Source organism: Hymenobacter sp. UV11 (assembly GCF_004684095.1).
Classification (GTDB): Bacteria; Bacteroidota; Bacteroidia; order Cytophagales; family Hymenobacteraceae; genus Hymenobacter.
Genome location: NZ_SRII01000008.1, coordinates 101,388 through 117,015, shown reverse-complemented (window position 1 = coordinate 117,015; position 15,628 = coordinate 101,388). Strand labels below are relative to the sequence as shown.

The 15,628-nt window shown below is 59.8% G+C and carries 13 protein-coding genes; 12 read left to right on the top strand and 1 reads right to left on the bottom strand.

The features are described from left to right. Positions 1–74: 74 nt before the first annotated feature. The 6 genes from E4631_RS16465 to E4631_RS16440 are packed head-to-tail and all read left to right on the top strand — an operon-like array spanning position 75 to position 6,154. The gene (locus tag E4631_RS16465; protein WP_240734991.1) at positions 75–1,406 is read left to right on the top strand and encodes a glycosyltransferase family 4 protein; all 1,332 of its coding nucleotides are present in this window, start codon (positions 75–77) and stop codon (positions 1,404–1,406) included. A gap of 55 nt (positions 1,407–1,461) precedes the next feature. Next, positions 1,462–2,484, top strand: a complete 1,023-nt coding sequence (pseB, locus tag E4631_RS16460) for a UDP-N-acetylglucosamine 4,6-dehydratase (inverting) (RefSeq protein ID WP_133657945.1) — start codon at positions 1,462–1,464, stop codon at positions 2,482–2,484. 40 nt (positions 2,485–2,524) lie between these two features. Next, positions 2,525–3,706, top strand: coding sequence for a UDP-4-amino-4,6-dideoxy-N-acetyl-beta-L-altrosamine transaminase (pseC, locus tag E4631_RS16455; protein ID WP_133658041.1), 1,182 nt, complete (start codon positions 2,525–2,527; stop codon positions 3,704–3,706). Beyond that, complete coding sequence (locus tag E4631_RS16450) at positions 3,703–4,608, top strand: aldo/keto reductase (RefSeq protein WP_133657944.1); 906 nt, start codon at positions 3,703–3,705, stop codon at positions 4,606–4,608. The genes pseC and E4631_RS16450 overlap by 4 nt, the downstream gene beginning before the upstream one ends. Beyond that, positions 4,590–5,396, top strand: a complete 807-nt coding sequence (locus E4631_RS16445; protein ID WP_240734989.1) for an SDR family oxidoreductase — start codon at positions 4,590–4,592, stop codon at positions 5,394–5,396. Before E4631_RS16450 ends, E4631_RS16445 begins: the two co-directional genes overlap by 19 nt. A 5-nt stretch (positions 5,397–5,401) precedes the next feature. After that, positions 5,402–6,154: a glycosyltransferase family protein gene (locus tag E4631_RS16440; RefSeq protein WP_133657943.1), complete on the top strand. Its 753-nt coding sequence runs from the start codon at positions 5,402–5,404 to the stop codon at positions 6,152–6,154. 1 nt (position 6,155) lies between these two features. Here the strand turns inward: E4631_RS16440 and E4631_RS26815 are convergent, their stop codons facing one another. Further along, entirely contained in the window at positions 6,156–7,778 is a 1,623-nt protein-coding gene (locus E4631_RS26815) for a gliding motility-associated C-terminal domain-containing protein (RefSeq protein WP_262709801.1), read from the bottom strand. 766 nt (positions 7,779–8,544) lie between these two features. Between E4631_RS26815 and pseG the strand changes: the two genes are divergently transcribed. The 6 genes from pseG (at position 8,545) to E4631_RS16405 (ending at position 15,424) form a co-directional block, all read left to right on the top strand. Further along, positions 8,545–9,579 (top strand): UDP-2,4-diacetamido-2,4,6-trideoxy-beta-L-altropyranose hydrolase, encoded by a 1,035-nt coding sequence (pseG, locus tag E4631_RS16430; protein ID WP_133657941.1) that lies wholly within the window; start codon positions 8,545–8,547, stop codon positions 9,577–9,579. A 27-nt stretch (positions 9,580–9,606) separates the two neighbouring features. Then, the gene (gene pseH / locus E4631_RS16425; RefSeq protein WP_133657940.1) at positions 9,607–10,158 is read left to right on the top strand and encodes a UDP-4-amino-4,6-dideoxy-N-acetyl-beta-L-altrosamine N-acetyltransferase; all 552 of its coding nucleotides are present in this window, start codon (positions 9,607–9,609) and stop codon (positions 10,156–10,158) included. Positions 10,159–10,173: 15 nt separating this feature from the next. Next, a complete protein-coding gene (gene pseI / locus E4631_RS16420; protein ID WP_133657939.1) occupies positions 10,174–11,241 on the top strand; it encodes a pseudaminic acid synthase in 1,068 nt (355 codons plus the stop codon). Continuing rightward, positions 11,238–12,536, top strand: coding sequence for a hypothetical protein (locus E4631_RS16415; RefSeq protein WP_240734984.1), 1,299 nt, complete (start codon positions 11,238–11,240; stop codon positions 12,534–12,536). The genes pseI and E4631_RS16415 overlap by 4 nt, the downstream gene beginning before the upstream one ends. 10 nt (positions 12,537–12,546) lie before the next feature. Next, positions 12,547–13,911, top strand: coding sequence for a hypothetical protein (locus E4631_RS16410; RefSeq protein WP_133657938.1), 1,365 nt, complete (start codon positions 12,547–12,549; stop codon positions 13,909–13,911). 61 nt (positions 13,912–13,972) lie between these two features. Continuing rightward, the gene (locus E4631_RS16405) at positions 13,973–15,424 is read left to right on the top strand and encodes an oligosaccharide flippase family protein (RefSeq protein ID WP_166648110.1); all 1,452 of its coding nucleotides are present in this window, start codon (positions 13,973–13,975) and stop codon (positions 15,422–15,424) included. Positions 15,425–15,628: the final 204 nt, after the last annotated feature.

Below are 15,628 nucleotides of genomic sequence, written 5' to 3'. Positions count from 1 at the left end.
TGAATTTCCAAAGTTACAACTAGCACGGCTGTGCCCTTCACGTAGCTTTGCCGGCGCAACTCTTTTTCTTGCTCGTGCCCCGCCCTACCCCCCTTCGCCTGCTCGTTATCACGTATTACTGGCCGCCGTCGGGCGGGGCCGGCGTGCAGCGCTGCCTGAAATGGGTGAAATACCTGCCCGGCCTGGGCGTAGAGCCCACCGTGCTGACCGTGGACGCCGACCAGGCCACCTACCCCGTGCGCGACGAAAGCCTGCTACGCGAGGTGCCGCTGGGCGTGCGCGTCATCCGCACCGCCACGCTGGAGCCGTTTGGCTCGTACCAGAAATTGACGGGCCGGGCCGTGCCCCACGGCGGCTTTGCCAACGAGGGCACGCCGACTTTCACCCAAAAAGCCATGCGCTTCGTGCGGGGCAATTTGTTTATTCCGGACCCGCGCCGGGGCTGGAATAGCTACGCGCTGGCGGCGGTGGACAAGCTACTGGCGCAGGGCGAAAAATTCGACGCCGTGCTGACGTCGTCGCCGCCGCACTCTACCCAACTTATTGGCTTAGAGTTACAAAGGAAGCACGGCCTGCGCTGGCTGGCCGACCTGCGCGACCCCTGGACGGATATTTACTACACCAAGGACCTGCACCGCACGCCCGCCGCCGCCTGGCTCGATGCGCGCTACGAGAGCCAGGTGCTGCGCGCCGCCGATGCGGTGCTGGTGACCTCGCCCGAAACCGAGCGGCTGTTCCGGCGCAAGCTGCCCGACCTGGCCAAGGGCAAAATCGTGGTGCTGCCCAATGGCTACGATGAGGCTGATTTTCAGGGCACTTCCCTACCCCCCACCAACTGCCTGCGCCTGACGCACACGGGCACCATCACGGCGGGCTACCGCATCGACAACCTGCTGCGGGCGGTGGCCGACTGCGCGGCGGCCTACCCCCTGGTGCCGTGGCGACTGCGCTTTGTGGGGCAGGTCGATGCGGGGGTGCGGGCACAGGTGGCGGCGGCCGGGCTGGCAGCGGCCACCGAGTTTCTTGCCTTTGTGCCGCACCAGGAGTCGGTCGATTTTCTGCTGCAAAGCAGCGCGCTGCTGATGGCCATTCCCGATGTGGCCCTGAATAAGGGCATTTTGCCGGGGAAGGTGTTTGAGTACCTGGCGGCTCATAAGCCCATTTTGTGCGTGGGCCCGGCCGGCTCCGATGCCGACAAGATTTTGCGGGAAGCGGGCGCCGGGCAGGCGCTGCCCTACGACGACTACGCGCTGATGCGCCGCACCCTGGACGCGCTGGCCGAGCGCTGGCTGCAAAACCCCAACCTTGACCTGCCCCCTACCCCCTCGGTGGCGCGCTACTCGCGGCAGGCGCAGGCGGCGCGGCTGGCCGAGCTGGTGCGCGCCGGGCAGGCCAAGCGGGGGTAGGGCCATGCCAACGCGGCGGGGCGTATTTTTGTGGTTTCAATTTGATAGTAGTTTCATGGCCCTCGACCTCAACGGCAAGTCCTTGCTCATTACCGGTGGCACCGGCTCGTTTGGTAAGCAGTTTGTACGCACCATTTTCAAGCTCTACCCAGAGGTGCGGCGGCTGATTGTGTTTTCGCGCGATGAGCTGAAGCAGTACGAGATGAGCCAGGAGTTTCCGCACAGTAAGTACCCGGCCATCCGGTTTTTTATTGGTGATGTACGTGACTCGCAGCGCCTGCAACGGGCCTGCGAGGGCGTGGATATCATCATTCATGCCGCCGCCCTCAAGCAGGTGCCCGCCGCCGAGTACAACCCGATGGAGTGCATCAAAACCAACATTTTTGGGGCTGAAAACGTGATAAATGCCGCCCTCGACTGCGGCGTGAAGGACGTAGTAGCCCTGAGCACCGACAAGGCGGCCGCGCCCATCAACCTCTACGGCGCCACCAAGCTCTGCTCGGACAAGCTCTTCGTGGCGGCTAATAACATGAAGGGCGCTAGGGACTTGCGCCTGTCGGTGGTGCGCTACGGCAACGTAATCGGCTCACGCGGGTCGGTGGTGCCGTTCTTTTTACAGCAGCGCAAAACGGGCGTGCTACCCATTACGCACCCTGATATGACGCGCTTCAACATTTCGCTCGACGAAGGCGTGGACCTGGTGCTATACGCGCTGGAGCATTCGTGGGGCGGCGAGATTTTCGTGCCCAAAATTCCGTCGTATAAAATCACGGAGGTGGCCCGCGCCATTGGCCCTGACTGCGAGCAAAAAATAGTGGGCATTCGGCCCGGCGAGAAGCTGCACGAAGAAATGATAACCCAGACCGACGCCCTGAGCACCGTGGAGCTGGACCGCTACTACGTTATCATGCCCACCACTTCGCCGGGCTGGAAGGAGGCTGATTTCATCCAGCACTTTGGCGGCAAGCGCGTGCCCGAGGACTTCCACTACGACTCGGCCAACAACAGCGAGTGGCTGAGCGCCGAGCAGATTCGGGAGGAAATCCGGCTGCACGTCGACCCCAATTTCGAGGGGTAGCCTCTCGTTTTTTTCTTGTCCTTACCCCCCCTTTTTGAGCTTGAAAACCGCGCCTACCCCCCTGCTGCCCTACGGCCGCCAGCACATCACCGAGGAGGATGTGGCGGCGGTAGTTGAAACGCTCCACTCCGATTTTCTGACTCAGGGGCCGCGCGTGGCGGAGTTTGAAGAGAAGTTCGCGGCCTACGTGGGGGCGAAGTACGCTGTGGCGGTGAGCAACGGCACGGCCGCGCTGCACCTGTGCGCGCTGGCGCTGAATGTGCAGCCGGGCCAGCGCGTGATTACTACCCCCATCACCTTTGCCGCCTCGGCCAACTGCGTGCGCTACTGCGGCGGCGAGGTGCACTTCGCCGACATCGACCCGGCTACGGGGCTTATTGATTTACAAGCTGTTCGCAAACTGCTCGAAGCTCACCCCAAAGAGTATTTCGCGGGGCTGATTCCGGTTGATTTTGCCGGGCTGGCCGTGGATATGGAAGCGGCGCGGGCGCTGGCCGATGAGTTTGGCCTCTGGCTGATTGAGGATGCCTGCCACGCGCCGGGCGGCTTTTTTGTGGATAAATCGGGCCAGGAGCAGCGTTGCGGCAGTGGGCAATTGGCCGAGCTGGCCATTTTCAGCTTTCACCCCGTCAAGCACATTGCTACCGGCGAGGGCGGCATGGTTACTACCAACGACGAGGCGCTGTATCACCGGCTGCGGCGGCTGCGCACCCATGGTATCGAGCGCGAGGCCACTGGGCTGCTGCGCCAGGACGAGGGCGGCTGGTACATGGAAATGCAGGAGTTGGGCTACAACTACCGCATCTCGGACATTCTGTGTGCGCTGGGCATCAGCCAGTTGGCGCGGGCCGAGGCGGGGCTGGCGCGCCGCCGGCAGCTGGCTGCGCAGTACGATGCCGCCTTCGCGGCCACGCCCGGAGTGGAGGTGCTGGCGCCCGGCCGCGCGGGCCACGCTTACCATTTGTACGTGATTCAGGTGGCCAACCGGCGCGGCCTATACGAGTTTTTGCGCACCAAGAATATCCTGGCGCAGGTGCATTACGTGCCCGTGCACCGCATGCCGTATTACGAAAATCTGGGTTGGAAATTCGGCGATTTTCCGCACGCCGAGGCGTATTATGCCCGCTGCCTCAGCCTACCTCTCTACCCCACTCTCACCGACGACGAGCAGGCCTACGTCGTCGACTGCGTGCGTGAGTTTCTGGCCTATAATCCCTCTTGAGCGTAGCCCCTACCCCCGCCGAAACGCAGGCCCTGGCCCAACGCCTGGCGCTGGGCACCGCGCAGTTTGGGCTGGCCTACGGCATCAATAACACGGCCGGCCAGCCTACCCCGGCGGCCGTGGCCGAGGTACTGGCCGCCGCCCGCGCCGCCGGCCTCACGCTGCTCGACACTGCTGCCGCCTACGGCAACAGTGAAGCCCGACTGGGCGAGTTGGCCGACGAAATTGCTGATTTTCGGATTATTACCAAAATTGGTGCGGGGCCACCGGCGCAGGTGGCACAGCACCTGGCCGAGTCGCTGGCCCGGCTGCGGCGGGTGCGGCTGTATGGCATGCTGTTCCACGCTTTTGGGCCGTTGCAGGCCGAGCCGGCAGCCTGGCAGGCGCTACAGGCAGCGCGCGCGGCGGGGCAGGTAGCGCGCATTGGCGTGTCGCTGTATCACCCGCACGAGGCCGAGTGGCTACTGGCCGAAGGCTGGGACGTGGACCTGGTGCAGGTGCCCTACAACGTGCTCGACCAGCGCTTTGCGGCGGTGCTGCCCCGGCTGGCGGCGCGGGGCGTGGAAGTGCACGTGCGGTCGGCATTTTTGCAGGGCTTATTGCTGCGCGAGCCAGCGGCCCTACCCCCCTTTTTTCAGCCCTTAGCGCCTAAGCTGACGCAGCTGCGGGCGCTGGCCGCCGGGGCAGGCGTGCCGCTGCCAGCCGCGCTGCTGCTGTTCGTAGCCTACGCGCCGGGTGTGGCGCGGGCGGTTATCGGTGTCGATTCCGTGGAGAATCTACGCGAAAACCTGGCGGCCGCGACCCATGTGCGCGCCGCCGAAACCCTGCGCCCAGCCCTCACGGCGCTGGCCGAATTTACCGACACTTTTATCCTTCCCTACGCATGGCCGCCGCGCCCCTAACCGACCCTTTTTACCAGACCATGTTCGACCTCACGGGCCACACCGTGCTGCTCACGGGCGGCTACGGGCACCTGGGGCGCGCCATTGCGGCGGGCCTGCTGGCCCACGGCGCCCGGGTGGTAGTGCTGGGCCGCAGCGCCGATTCATTCACCAAAGCCTTTGGGGATGGGGTAGCCAATCTGCATTTCGTGTTCTGCGATGTGTCGGAAACGGCTTCCGTGCAGGCGGCTTTCCAGCAGAGCTTCGACCAGTATGGGCCGCCCAGTGTGCTCATCAACAACGCGTTTTATAGCCGCGGCCAGCAGCCCGATGCCTTGCCCGACGCCGACTTTGCGCTGGGCCTTGATGGCTCAGTGGGCACGGCCTACCGCTGCCTGCGCGAGGTGCTATCCTACTTCCGGCAAGCGGGCAGCGGCAAAATCATCAACGTGGCCTCCATGTACGGCGTGGTAGCGCCCGACTTTGGCGCCTACACCGACGCGCCACAGTTTCTGAACCCGCCGCACTACGGCGCGGGCAAAGCGGCTATGATTCAGCTAACCAAGTACTTCGCTTCGTATCTGGGGCCGGAGAATATTCAGGTCAACTGCGTGTCGCCGGGCGCGTTTCCGTCCGATAAAGTGCGCGAAAACGCAGGCTTTGAAGGCGAGCTGCAACGGCGCATTCCGCTGGGCCGGGTGGGCGAGCCGCAGGATTTGGCGGGCGCCTTTGTGTTTCTGAGCTCAGCCGCCGCAAACTTTGTGACGGGCCACAACCTGGTCGTGGACGGCGGCTGGACCATTCGCTAAAAAATATGCTCCCTGAAAACCCGCGCGTGCTCGCGCTCATCCAGGCGCGCCTGGGCTCCTCGCGGCTGCCGGGCAAATCGCGGCTGCCCCTACCCCTCGCCGCCACGTCCGAGGCGCACACGCTGCTGGGCCACATAGTGGGACGGGCCCGGCGCGCTACTTCGGTGCACCAAGTCATGGTAGCTACTTCTACCGAAGCGGTGGATGATGAGCTGGCCGCCCTGGCCACCCGCCTGGGGGTAGGCGTGTTTCAAGGGTCAGAAAATGACGTACTGGGCCGCTTTGCGGGGGCGCTGACGCAGGCCGGGCCAGCCACTACTGTGGTACGCCTCACGGCGGATAACCCGGCCATCGACCCGGCATTTATTGATGCCGCTGTGGCTTACCACCTCGCCACCAGAGCCGACTACACGCACACCACTGGCCTACCCCTCGGCACTAATGTAGAAGTACTTAGCGCCGCTGCCCTGCGCCAAGCCCAAGCCGAGGCCACGCAGCCCGACGAGCGCGAGCATGTGACGCCCTACCTGCGCCGCCACCCCGAGCTGTTCCAACTCGAAACGCTGGCCTTGGCCGTAGAGCCCGCCGTGGCCGCGTTGCGCCTCACCATTGACTATCCCAGCGATTACGCGCTGCTCAGCCTGCTTTTCACCGAGTTGGGCCCCAATTTTTCGCTCACAGCCCCGGCCGGGCTGCCCGCGCTGCTAGCCCGCTACCCCTGGCTGGCCGCCGTGAACGAAGCCAACGAGCAGCGGTAATTCAGCTACCACGCATTACTTCAACCCAGCCTTGGTAGCGTTCGCCGGTACTGGCGTTGTTGAGCAGGTAGTAATAGATACCGGCAGCCTGGCCGGTGGCATTCCAGCGATTGTCGTAGCGGACCTGGTCGTAGACCTGCCGGCCCCAACGGTCAAAAATACTCAGGTGCCAATCAGTTGGCGTTAATCCCTGCAGCGTAAAAAACTCATTCTGCGGGTCACCATTAGGAGTAATGATGTTGGGGATGGCTACCGGGCAACTAGCCGCCGCCGCTGCCCGCGTGGCAGTAACCAAGCAGCCAGTAGCCGATGTCCTTACCTGCACTGAATACTGCCCTGGCCCGTGAGCCACGTAAGTGGGCGCGGTAGAGCCATCCTGCCAGCGGAAGAGGGTACCGACCGGCTGCGGATTGGTACGTAACGTCCACACCGCATTAGGGCACACCAGTGTATCGGCGCCCAGGCTCACCGCCGGGGCCTGGCCAAGTTGCACGCGACTAGTGACGGTGCTAGTACAACCCTGAGCCGTAGTTACTGTTACTGAATAAGTGCCGCTGCTTTGGGCCAAGTAGGTAGCGCTGGCACTGCCATCTTGCCAGCGGTAGGTACTGCCCGCCGGCTGCGTACCCGGCCGCAAGAGTACCGAAGCCGTGCAACTGGTCGTATCGGCCGGCAACCGGGGGGTAGGCGCCGCATTAAGGGTTACCCGCACCGAGTCGGTACGGGTGCAGCCGGCGGCCGAAGTCACGGCCACCCGGTAGCGGCCGCTGGCCTTCGCCAGGTAGGTAGCGCTGGTACTACCATCCTGCCAGCGGTAAGTTGTGCCCGCTGGCTGCGCGCCGGCCGACAGCTGCAGCTGGGTGCCGCACAGCGTTGTATCGCGCCCCAGCCGCACCTGTGGCAACGGCGCTACCGTCAGGGCCTGGGTCACGGTCACGGGCGTGGCCAGCCCTGGATATAAAACGGCAAGCGTTACCTGGTAGGTGCCCGCCTGGCTATACACGTGCATCGGCGTGAAGCCGGTAGCCGTGTTGGCACTGCCCGAAGCCGGGTCGCCGAAGTTCCAGGAGGCGGTAGCAGTGGCAAGAGTCGGCTGTAATGTCCCTATAAAAGTTACAGCAGAATTTGCACAGCTGGCATTATTAGTAAAAGCTGCCGTACGACTTATTACTTGGCTATTTGGGTAATTAGGTAGGCCTATTTGCCCAGAGGCACTGTTCAGATTTACACCATTGGCTCTAAAGCCACAGCCAACACCCCGGATATTTGGGTTGTCAATAACAGCCAAATAATTGCTATAAAGTACCGACACATACAGCTTACCATCGGGGCCAACCTGCACAGCACCAGCATTATTTGCCGTGGAGGCAATGAGTAGGCCAGAACTAGCAATAGCAGATGCTGACCCAGCCTGCAAATTATATTGGTATACGCCTAGTCCATCGAGGTCTGTTCCATACAGCAAATGGCCATCAGGCGAAAATTCCACCCCATAGCTTCGATAAACTGAATAAAGTGGAACATAGTTATAAAGTTGCCCGGTAGCCGTATTAAAGTCAAATAATTCAAAATTCTGGTCGCGGATACCTAAAGCCAATTTACGGCCGTCCGGCGATACTCGCATATAGCCGACTCCGTTAGCGTTGCCATTGGCCCCACCCCCGCCACTATGCACCGCCCCAATATTTGTGGTTACTGGGGTGGTCTGTAAGCCAGTCGCCGTGAGCAAATAGGCATAAAAAGTATTTGTCTGCCAGCCGTGTACCAATACCCAAGTATCCCGCCCATTGGCATGCGGGACGGTAGTCAGCTTTTCGGTTAATCTTACCGACGATACCTGCACCCGACTTTGAATTACTTCCCCTAATCCCCCCTGGCGGGTCATATCTACTAAGTTATACTTCAATCCACCGGCAAATAATGTTTCGGCAGCATCATGCACAAATACATAATACTGCTGAATATTACTAGGGTTTTGCACCACCACAGTACCTTGAGAGCAAGAGGCATGGCCGCCCAAACTTGCTCCATTAGTCATTATCTGGTTGTTGCTATTCCAAAGCGTTTCACTGTTAGTATAAAACAATAGGCGTCCTTTAGCATCCGAAACTGAAGCGCATGCCTCGTAGGTGCTCATGGCGCTACCAGTAAGCGCAATAGGTGCACCTGAAACCGGGAAATTTACGACTGCATTAGTTCCAAAATACCAATTGCTATTTTCAAGTTGGCCAAAAGCAGGTAGGTTTGCTACCAAAGAAGCCAAAATGAGTAAACATGAAAGTAGTTTTTTTATCATTTTCTTGTTTTTTTACTTCGCTGTCCCTGGCAAAGTTAGCACCAAACAATTTCCTTCAAGACCAATACATCTCAGTATTTACGCTTTGTTTTAGATGAAAAATAGTGCCGAGCGACGGCTAGTATTTCGGGTTGATGGGGACGCTATAATTGGCCTTGGCCATGTGGTACGCCTACTCGCACTGGCAGATATTCTGCGCGGGTTGGCTCCTAGCGTATTCTTAATTCGGGCACCTTCAGAAGGAGTTAGGCAGCTACTGAACGATGCCGGATGGCCGGTCTATGCGCTGCCAGTTGAACCATCACTCATGGCCGAAGCCGAGTGGTTAACATCAGCTTTTTTACTTTCTACCGACGTACTGCTACTGGATGGCTACAGCTTCGACTTTGCTTACCAGAGTAGCTTGCGTCGCAGTGGCTGCGGGCTAGTTTTTATTGACGACCTGCGGGCATGGCCGGTTGTGGCCGACGTGCTTATCAATCATTCGCCTGGGGTAGCAGCCGCTGATTATGAGGCCCCAAACGCTACCAGCCTGCTCTTAGGCCCAGCCTTTTCACTGCTACGACAACCATTTTTGGCGGCAGCAACACTGCCTCAATCATATAGTAGTTCAGACAGTGTACTAATCTGTTTTGGCGGAGCGGACCCCTTGGGTCTGACGGTTCGTACACTCATAGCGCTCTCAACCCTGCCCCAACTGCACCGAGTAAGTATTGTGGTAGGCGGAGCTTTCAGTAGCACGAATGCACTGCAACAAGCAATAAAACAATCACCCATGCCAGTAATTGAGTTGCATCGGGGCATTAGTGCGGCTGCCCTTGTAGAGTTATTACAAACTCACGCAGTGATAATTGTACCAGCCAGCACGGTACTTATCGAGGCACTTGTTCTGGGGCGCCCAGCTATTACGGGTTATTATGCTGACAACCAGAGGTACTTAGCTGATTATGTTCAGCAGCATGCGCAAGCTTTCTCTATAGGAAGCTTCGCTGAGTCATCTCCTATTCAGTTGGCAACTCTATTAAATCAGGGACTCAATTTTTTTGCCTCTCATTCTCCTCTTCCCTACGTAGACGCACTTCGCCCAGACCTACTACGCACTGCTATTCAAGACTTACTTAATTGTTGAAAGCCACTATACACTTTTACTGCGTTTATGAATTCCGACTTACTCCGTCCGCTTACACTAGAGTTTTTAGAGATAGTACGTGCTTGGCGCAACTCACCCGCAGTAGCTCAATATATGTACACCGCAGAACCTATCTCGGCTGAGCAGCAACAGAACTGGTACGCCCGTACCAGTCAAGATCCAAGTGTACACTACTGGCTTATTTATTACCGCGACCGGCCCGTGGGCGTAGCTAATCTCTATGCCATCAACCAGCGTAACCGCTCTTGCTATTGGGCTTTTTATTTGGGCGAAGAAAACCTGCATGGGAGCGGTATAGGGGCCAAAGTAGAATCAGCTGTACTCGAATATGTATTTAATAGATTAAATCTAAACAAGCTGGCTTGTGAAGTCTTCGTTACTAACGAGAAAGTAATAGCCATGCATGAGAAGTTTGGCTTTCGCCGTGAGGCTTACTTTCGGCAGCACATCTACAAAGACAAAGCATTTATGGACGTTGTGGGCTTGGCATTACTACGACGCGAGTGGCAGCAATTGCACCCCGCACCACATTCGCAACCCGTGTCGGAAAAGCCTTAACCGTAACTTTGCTTCATGTCTACCTTTTTTATTGGCAATCATTCTATCGGTTCCGATTATCCGCCGTTTATCATCGCCGAAATGTCGGGCAACCACAACCAGAGCCTCGACCGGGCGCTGGCCCTGGTAGATGCCGCCGCCGCCGCCGGCGTGCACGCCCTCAAGCTTCAGACCTACACCGCCGACACCATCAGCATGGATACCGGCTTCGTAATTCGCGAAGATGGCCAGTCTTTGTGGGAAGGCAAAAGCCTGTATCAGCTTTATAAAGAGGCTTATACCCCTTGGGAGTGGCACGCACCCATCTTCGAGCGGGCGCGGCAGCATGGGCTACTGGCCTTCAGCTCGCCATTTGACGAGTCGGCCGTTGATTTTCTGGAAAGCCTGGACGTGCCGGCTTATAAAATCGCCTCCTTCGAGAATGCCCACTGGCCGCTGCTGCGCCGGGTAGCCGCTACCGGCAAGCCCGTAATTGTGAGCACCGGCGCCGCTACCCTCAGCGAAATCGACGAGGCCGTGCGGGTGCTGCGCCAGGCCGGCTGCCGCGAGCTGGTGCTGCTTAAGTGCACCAGCACCTACCCCGCCTCGCCCCTAACTACCAACCTGCGCACTATTCCGGTGCTGGCCGAAACGTTTGGCTGCCCGGTGGGCCTCTCCGACCACACGATGGGGGTAGGCGCCAGCGTGGCCGCCGTAGCGCTGGGTGCCTGCGTTATCGAGAAACACTTTACGCTGCGCCGCGCCGATGGCGGCGTGGATTCGGCCTTCTCACTGGAGCCCGAGGAGTTGAAATTATTGGTGGACGAAACCACCCGCGCTCACCAGGCGCTGGGCACGGTGCAGCTCTGCGTGCAGGCCAGCGAGGAGAAGAGCCGCATTTTCAAGCGCAGCATCTACGTGGCGAAGCCTATTGCTGAAGGTGAACTGTTAACCACTGACAACCTGCGCATTATTCGGCCCGGCGACGGCCTGCTACCCCGCCACTGGGACGTGGTGCTGGGCCGCCGCGCCACCCGCGCCCTAGCCCCCGGCACCCCGCTCACCTGGGATGCCCTGCTAGGCGAGGCCGCGCCGCAGCCGTGAGCCGCCCGGTAGCCGAGCGGCTGCGCGACATCCTGCAGCTGCGTTTTACCAACTTGTTTGCGGGAATGCCGCCTTCGGTGCTGGCCAGCATCTCGCCAGCCAATCCTTTCATGCGGCTGGCGCGGGTGGCGGGCTATACGGCGCTGCGGCTAGTGGGCCACCTATTTCAGCCTATTCGCAACCCCAACCAGCTAGCGGGCGCAACGTGGCTCTACGTGGTGAGCGCCAATAACTACGAGGCATTGAAGTTTATCGCCGAGGCCCGGCCCGATGCGGTGCTGGTGGCGGGCCAAGGCAAAAATATCGGGCGCTACGGGGGGATAGTAAGCCGTCTGTCGCTACGGCGCAAAATTCTGTATTACGGGCAGTACCCGGCGGCGCTGTGGGGCCTGCGGCAGCTGGTGGGCAGCCGGGCCACGCGGTTTTTCGACTTGGTTTACTACGCCACTGGCTACTACGAAGTGTACCGGCGGGCCCTGCGGCACTACCAGCCGCGGGCCGTGGTGTTTGCCAACGACCACAACGACGACGCCCGCGCCCTTTTGCTGGCCTGCCGCGCCGAGGGCGTGCCCACCGCCTACGTGCAGCACGCCAGCGTGAGCACTAATTTTCCGCCTTTGGGCTTCGACTTGAGCTTATTGGAAGGCCAGGATGCCCTGGATAAATACCGGCAGTGCGGCCCCGTGCGCGGCCGCGTCGAACTGGTGGGGATGCCCAAGGCCGACGCCTTTCTGAGCCAGCGGAATACCGCACCGCAGGTGCGCCGGGTGGCCGTGGCCTGCAACCTGCTCGACGAGCTGCCCGCCGTGGCCGACACATTGGCTTACCTCTTGCGCGAACTGCCGGAGCTGACTTTCACCCTCCGCCCTCATCCCGGCGACCGGCGCGATTTCAGCGCCCTGCGCCAGGCCCTACCCCCCTTGCAGTGGAGCAATCCGCAGCAGGAGAACGTATTTGAGTTTTTGCAAACCCACGATGCGCTGGTGGCCGCCGATACCAGTACCCACCTCGAAGCCACGCTGCTCAATGTGGCCAGCGTGTACTACCGCTTCTCGCCTACCCCCACCCTGGCCGACTACTACGGCTACGCCGCCCACGGCCTCAGCGAGTGGGCGCACTCGCACGCCGAATTGGCCGCCGCCCTGCGCCGCCTGGCCCGGCACAAGCCTCTTGCCCTCTACCGCCGCGCCGCCTACTACAACGCCAGCCTCGGCACCCCCGACGAAGGCCATAGCCGCGCCCTGGCGCTGCGCCGCCTGAGCGAGTGGCTGGCCTCCCCGGCTAGCAGAACGTAAATTTACGGGTATGTTCCCTGCCCCATTACCCTGCTTAGTCCCCGCGTCGGCTTCGGCCGAGGTGCGGCTAGCCTATGTGCTGCGGCATTTCCAGCTTGCTTATCCCGGTGTGCCGGCCATCGCCATCGGCTACGCCGGTACGCAGCTTCAAATAGAGGTAGCAGACCTGAGCGCCAATTTTTTTAGTGAAATAAATCCCTACCCCCCCGCCCCGCACTGGCGCGAGTGGCAGGGCCAGCAAATACCGTTTTTCTTCGATAATCCGACCGAAAGTCAGCTGCTTTCTTTTCAAGAAAAGAAGGTTCTTATTTCGGCGGATATTATTTCGGCCGCTTTTTATTTATTGAGCGGCTGGCAGGAATATTTCTCTTCGGAGCGCGACCGGCACGGACGATTTCCTTATGCAGCGAGCGTGCAGAAAACCCATAATTTTCTGACGCTGCCGGTTGTTAATTATTATTTCGACGTGCTGAAAACGGCCGTTGAGCACGTGAGTGGGCAGCCGTTGGCAGTGCGCCGCTGGGGTACCGTTCGGGCTGATTTTGCCACCTTCATTTCGCACGATGTCGATAACATGCGCAGCGCCTGGAAAGCGCCCGCTAAAGCAGCGCTGGCGCAGCAAAAACCCGGCTTATTCAGCAAGCTGCTGTGGCAGCACCTCACGCAGCCCGATGCCTGGGATAACCTGGAAGCCGTAGCGGCGGCCACGGCGCACTACGGAGCTGAATCGACGTTTTTTATTTTGCCAGTAGACTACCCCGCCACCAACGGCCTGCGCAATGCCGACTACCTCCTGACTACCAAGCTGGCGCAGCGCCTCCATGCGCTGCGCCAGCACGGCTGCCAGGTAGCGATGCACGGCAGCCTGGGCTCCGCTACCAATGCGGAAAAGCTGCACGTCGAATCAGAAGCCAATTATTTGGTTGGCGGCATTCGCTTTCATTATCTGTGCTGGGAGCCTCGCCTGACTGTTTCGGTAGTAGAAAATACTGGCTTTGAGTATGATAGTACCCTCGGATTTGCCGAGCATATTGGCTTTCGCCATAGCTATTGCCAGCCATTTTATCCATTTAATTTCTCAACTGGTCGGGCGGCTAATTTCCTGGAAATTCCGCTTACCGTGATGGATACTACGTTGCACCATCCGGCTTATTTGCAATTAGCTCCGGATGAAATTCTCCCCGTGCTGCGGCCAATTTTTGCCGAAACAAAGAAATTCGGCGGCGTGGTTTCGGTGCTTTGGCATAATGAGAATTTTGACCCTGCTAATACCCGAAATGGTCCGCAGCAATTTCACCAGCTAATGCGATACCTGGAGCAGGAAGGCACGCAATTTCTCACTGGCCGCGAAATTTATCGGGCATTTACGGCCTAAGTAATTAACTCAATTTACCATTTTTAATTCGTAAGAATTGGGTATCGTTCGGCGCCAGGGTTTGCGCAATACTATTATTTCCTACGCCGGCTTAGGCATTGGCTTTGTCAATACCACGCTGGTGCTGCCGCGGCTGCTGGCGCCGGCGCAGCTGGGGCTGCTGTCGGTGATGGTGTCGCTGGCTACGATGGGTGCACTGGTGTCGGCGCTGGGCTTTACTAATACTACGCTGCGGTATTTTCCCTACTTCCGCAATCGGGAAACGGGGCACTCGGGTTTTCTGCCCCTGCTACTGGGGTTGCCGCTGGCGGTTTTTTGCCTGGTGGTGCTGGTGCTGTGGCTGGGCCGGCCGCTGGTGCTGCACTGGTACGCCCACGATGCGGGCCTGCTAGGGCCGCACTACGGGGTGATGCTGGGGCTGGCGCTGTGCATTTTGCTCTACAACCTGCTCGAAGCTTATACTAAGTCCCTGTTTCACACTTCGTTCTCTTCATTTCTGACTGATGTGCTCCAGCGCCTGCTCATTGTGGGGGCGGCGCTGCTGTATGGCACGGGGTTTTGGTCGTTCGATGCGTTTGTACTGGCTTACCTGGGCTGCTACGCACTCATTTCGGTGCTGTTGCTGGGGTATTTGGCGGTTATCGGGGAGCTGCATTTGCGGCCCACGCGGGCGGTGTTGCGGGTGCGGCCGGTGGGCGAGCTGGTACGCTTTGGGGGCTACGCGCTGCTGGGCAATATTTCGGGCACGCTGCTGGTCACCATCGACTCGCTGATGCTGGGCTCGCACAGCTTTGCCGACGCAGGCATTTATAACATTGCGCTCAATATCAGCACGGCGCTGGCGGTGCCTTTTCGGGCTTTGTACAAGACGGCCTACCCCCTTATTGCCGAGTATTGGAAGGACGGTGCAGCGGATAAAATGCAGGATTTTTACCGCCGCACCACGCGCCTTACCACGGCGCTGGGCGCCTACCTGGCGCTGGGCATCGGGCTCAATCTACCGTTTATCTACAGCCTCATTCACCGGCCCGAATACGCGGCGGGTACCGTGGCGGTGCTGCTGCTGCTGGCCGGCCGCCTCACCGACGGCATCACGGGCGTAAACGGCATTATCGTGGTTACGAGCCCACGCTACCGCTACGATTTGCTGTTCAACGTGGGCTTGTCGGTGGGCATTATCGGGCTCAACGCGCTGCTTATTCCGCGCTACGGCCTCACGGGGGCCGCTATTTCCAACGCGCTGGCGCTGGCCAGCATCAACCTGCTGCGCACCTGGTTTGTGTGGCGCAGCTTCGGCTGGCAGCCGTTCGACCGGCGCATTTTCTACATTCTGGCGCTGGCGGGCGGCGCGGCTTTCATAGCCTGGGCGCTCCCTACCCCCCCCAACATCTGGCTAACGCTGCTGCTGCGCGGCGGTGTGCTCACGGGGCTGTATGGCGCGGGGCTGCTGCTGAGCGGCTGGGTACCCGAGGTAACGGCGCTGGCGCAGAAGCTGGGACTACGCAGGAAATAACCGCCTCGTTCTATTTTTTGAAGAGCAGGCTGCTAGCCGCCCGGCTGGTGCCGCCGCAGCCGGGCAAATTTGGGGCGGGTAACAAGGCCGGGTTGGCGCAGAAAACCAGTGCGCGGAGAAGATTTCCTACCCCCTACGCGCACGTCAACGCAGGAGCTAGCGCCATTTTTCGGGTGGGGCCTGGCGCGGGAGGCGAGTAGTCGC

What these genes read in the sequence shown, in the direction of transcription:
- pseB (WP_133657945.1), top strand. Translation starts at nt 1,462, where the DNA reads ATGGCCCTCGACCTCAACGGCAAGTCCTTGCTCATTACCGGTGGCACC.
- E4631_RS16445 (WP_240734989.1), top strand. Translation starts at nt 4,590, where the DNA reads ATGGCCGCCGCGCCCCTAACCGACCCTTTTTACCAGACCATGTTCGAC.
- E4631_RS16440 (WP_133657943.1), top strand. Translation starts at nt 5,402, where the DNA reads ATGCTCCCTGAAAACCCGCGCGTGCTCGCGCTCATCCAGGCGCGCCTG.
- E4631_RS26815 (WP_262709801.1), bottom strand. Translation starts at nt 7,778, where the DNA reads ATGCGAGTATCGCCGGACGGCCGTAAATTGGCTTTAGGTATCCGCGAC.
- pseG (WP_133657941.1), top strand. Translation starts at nt 8,545, where the DNA reads ATGAAAAATAGTGCCGAGCGACGGCTAGTATTTCGGGTTGATGGGGAC.
- pseH (WP_133657940.1), top strand. Translation starts at nt 9,607, where the DNA reads ATGAATTCCGACTTACTCCGTCCGCTTACACTAGAGTTTTTAGAGATA.
- pseI (WP_133657939.1), top strand. Translation starts at nt 10,174, where the DNA reads ATGTCTACCTTTTTTATTGGCAATCATTCTATCGGTTCCGATTATCCG.
- E4631_RS16410 (WP_133657938.1), top strand. Translation starts at nt 12,547, where the DNA reads ATGTTCCCTGCCCCATTACCCTGCTTAGTCCCCGCGTCGGCTTCGGCC.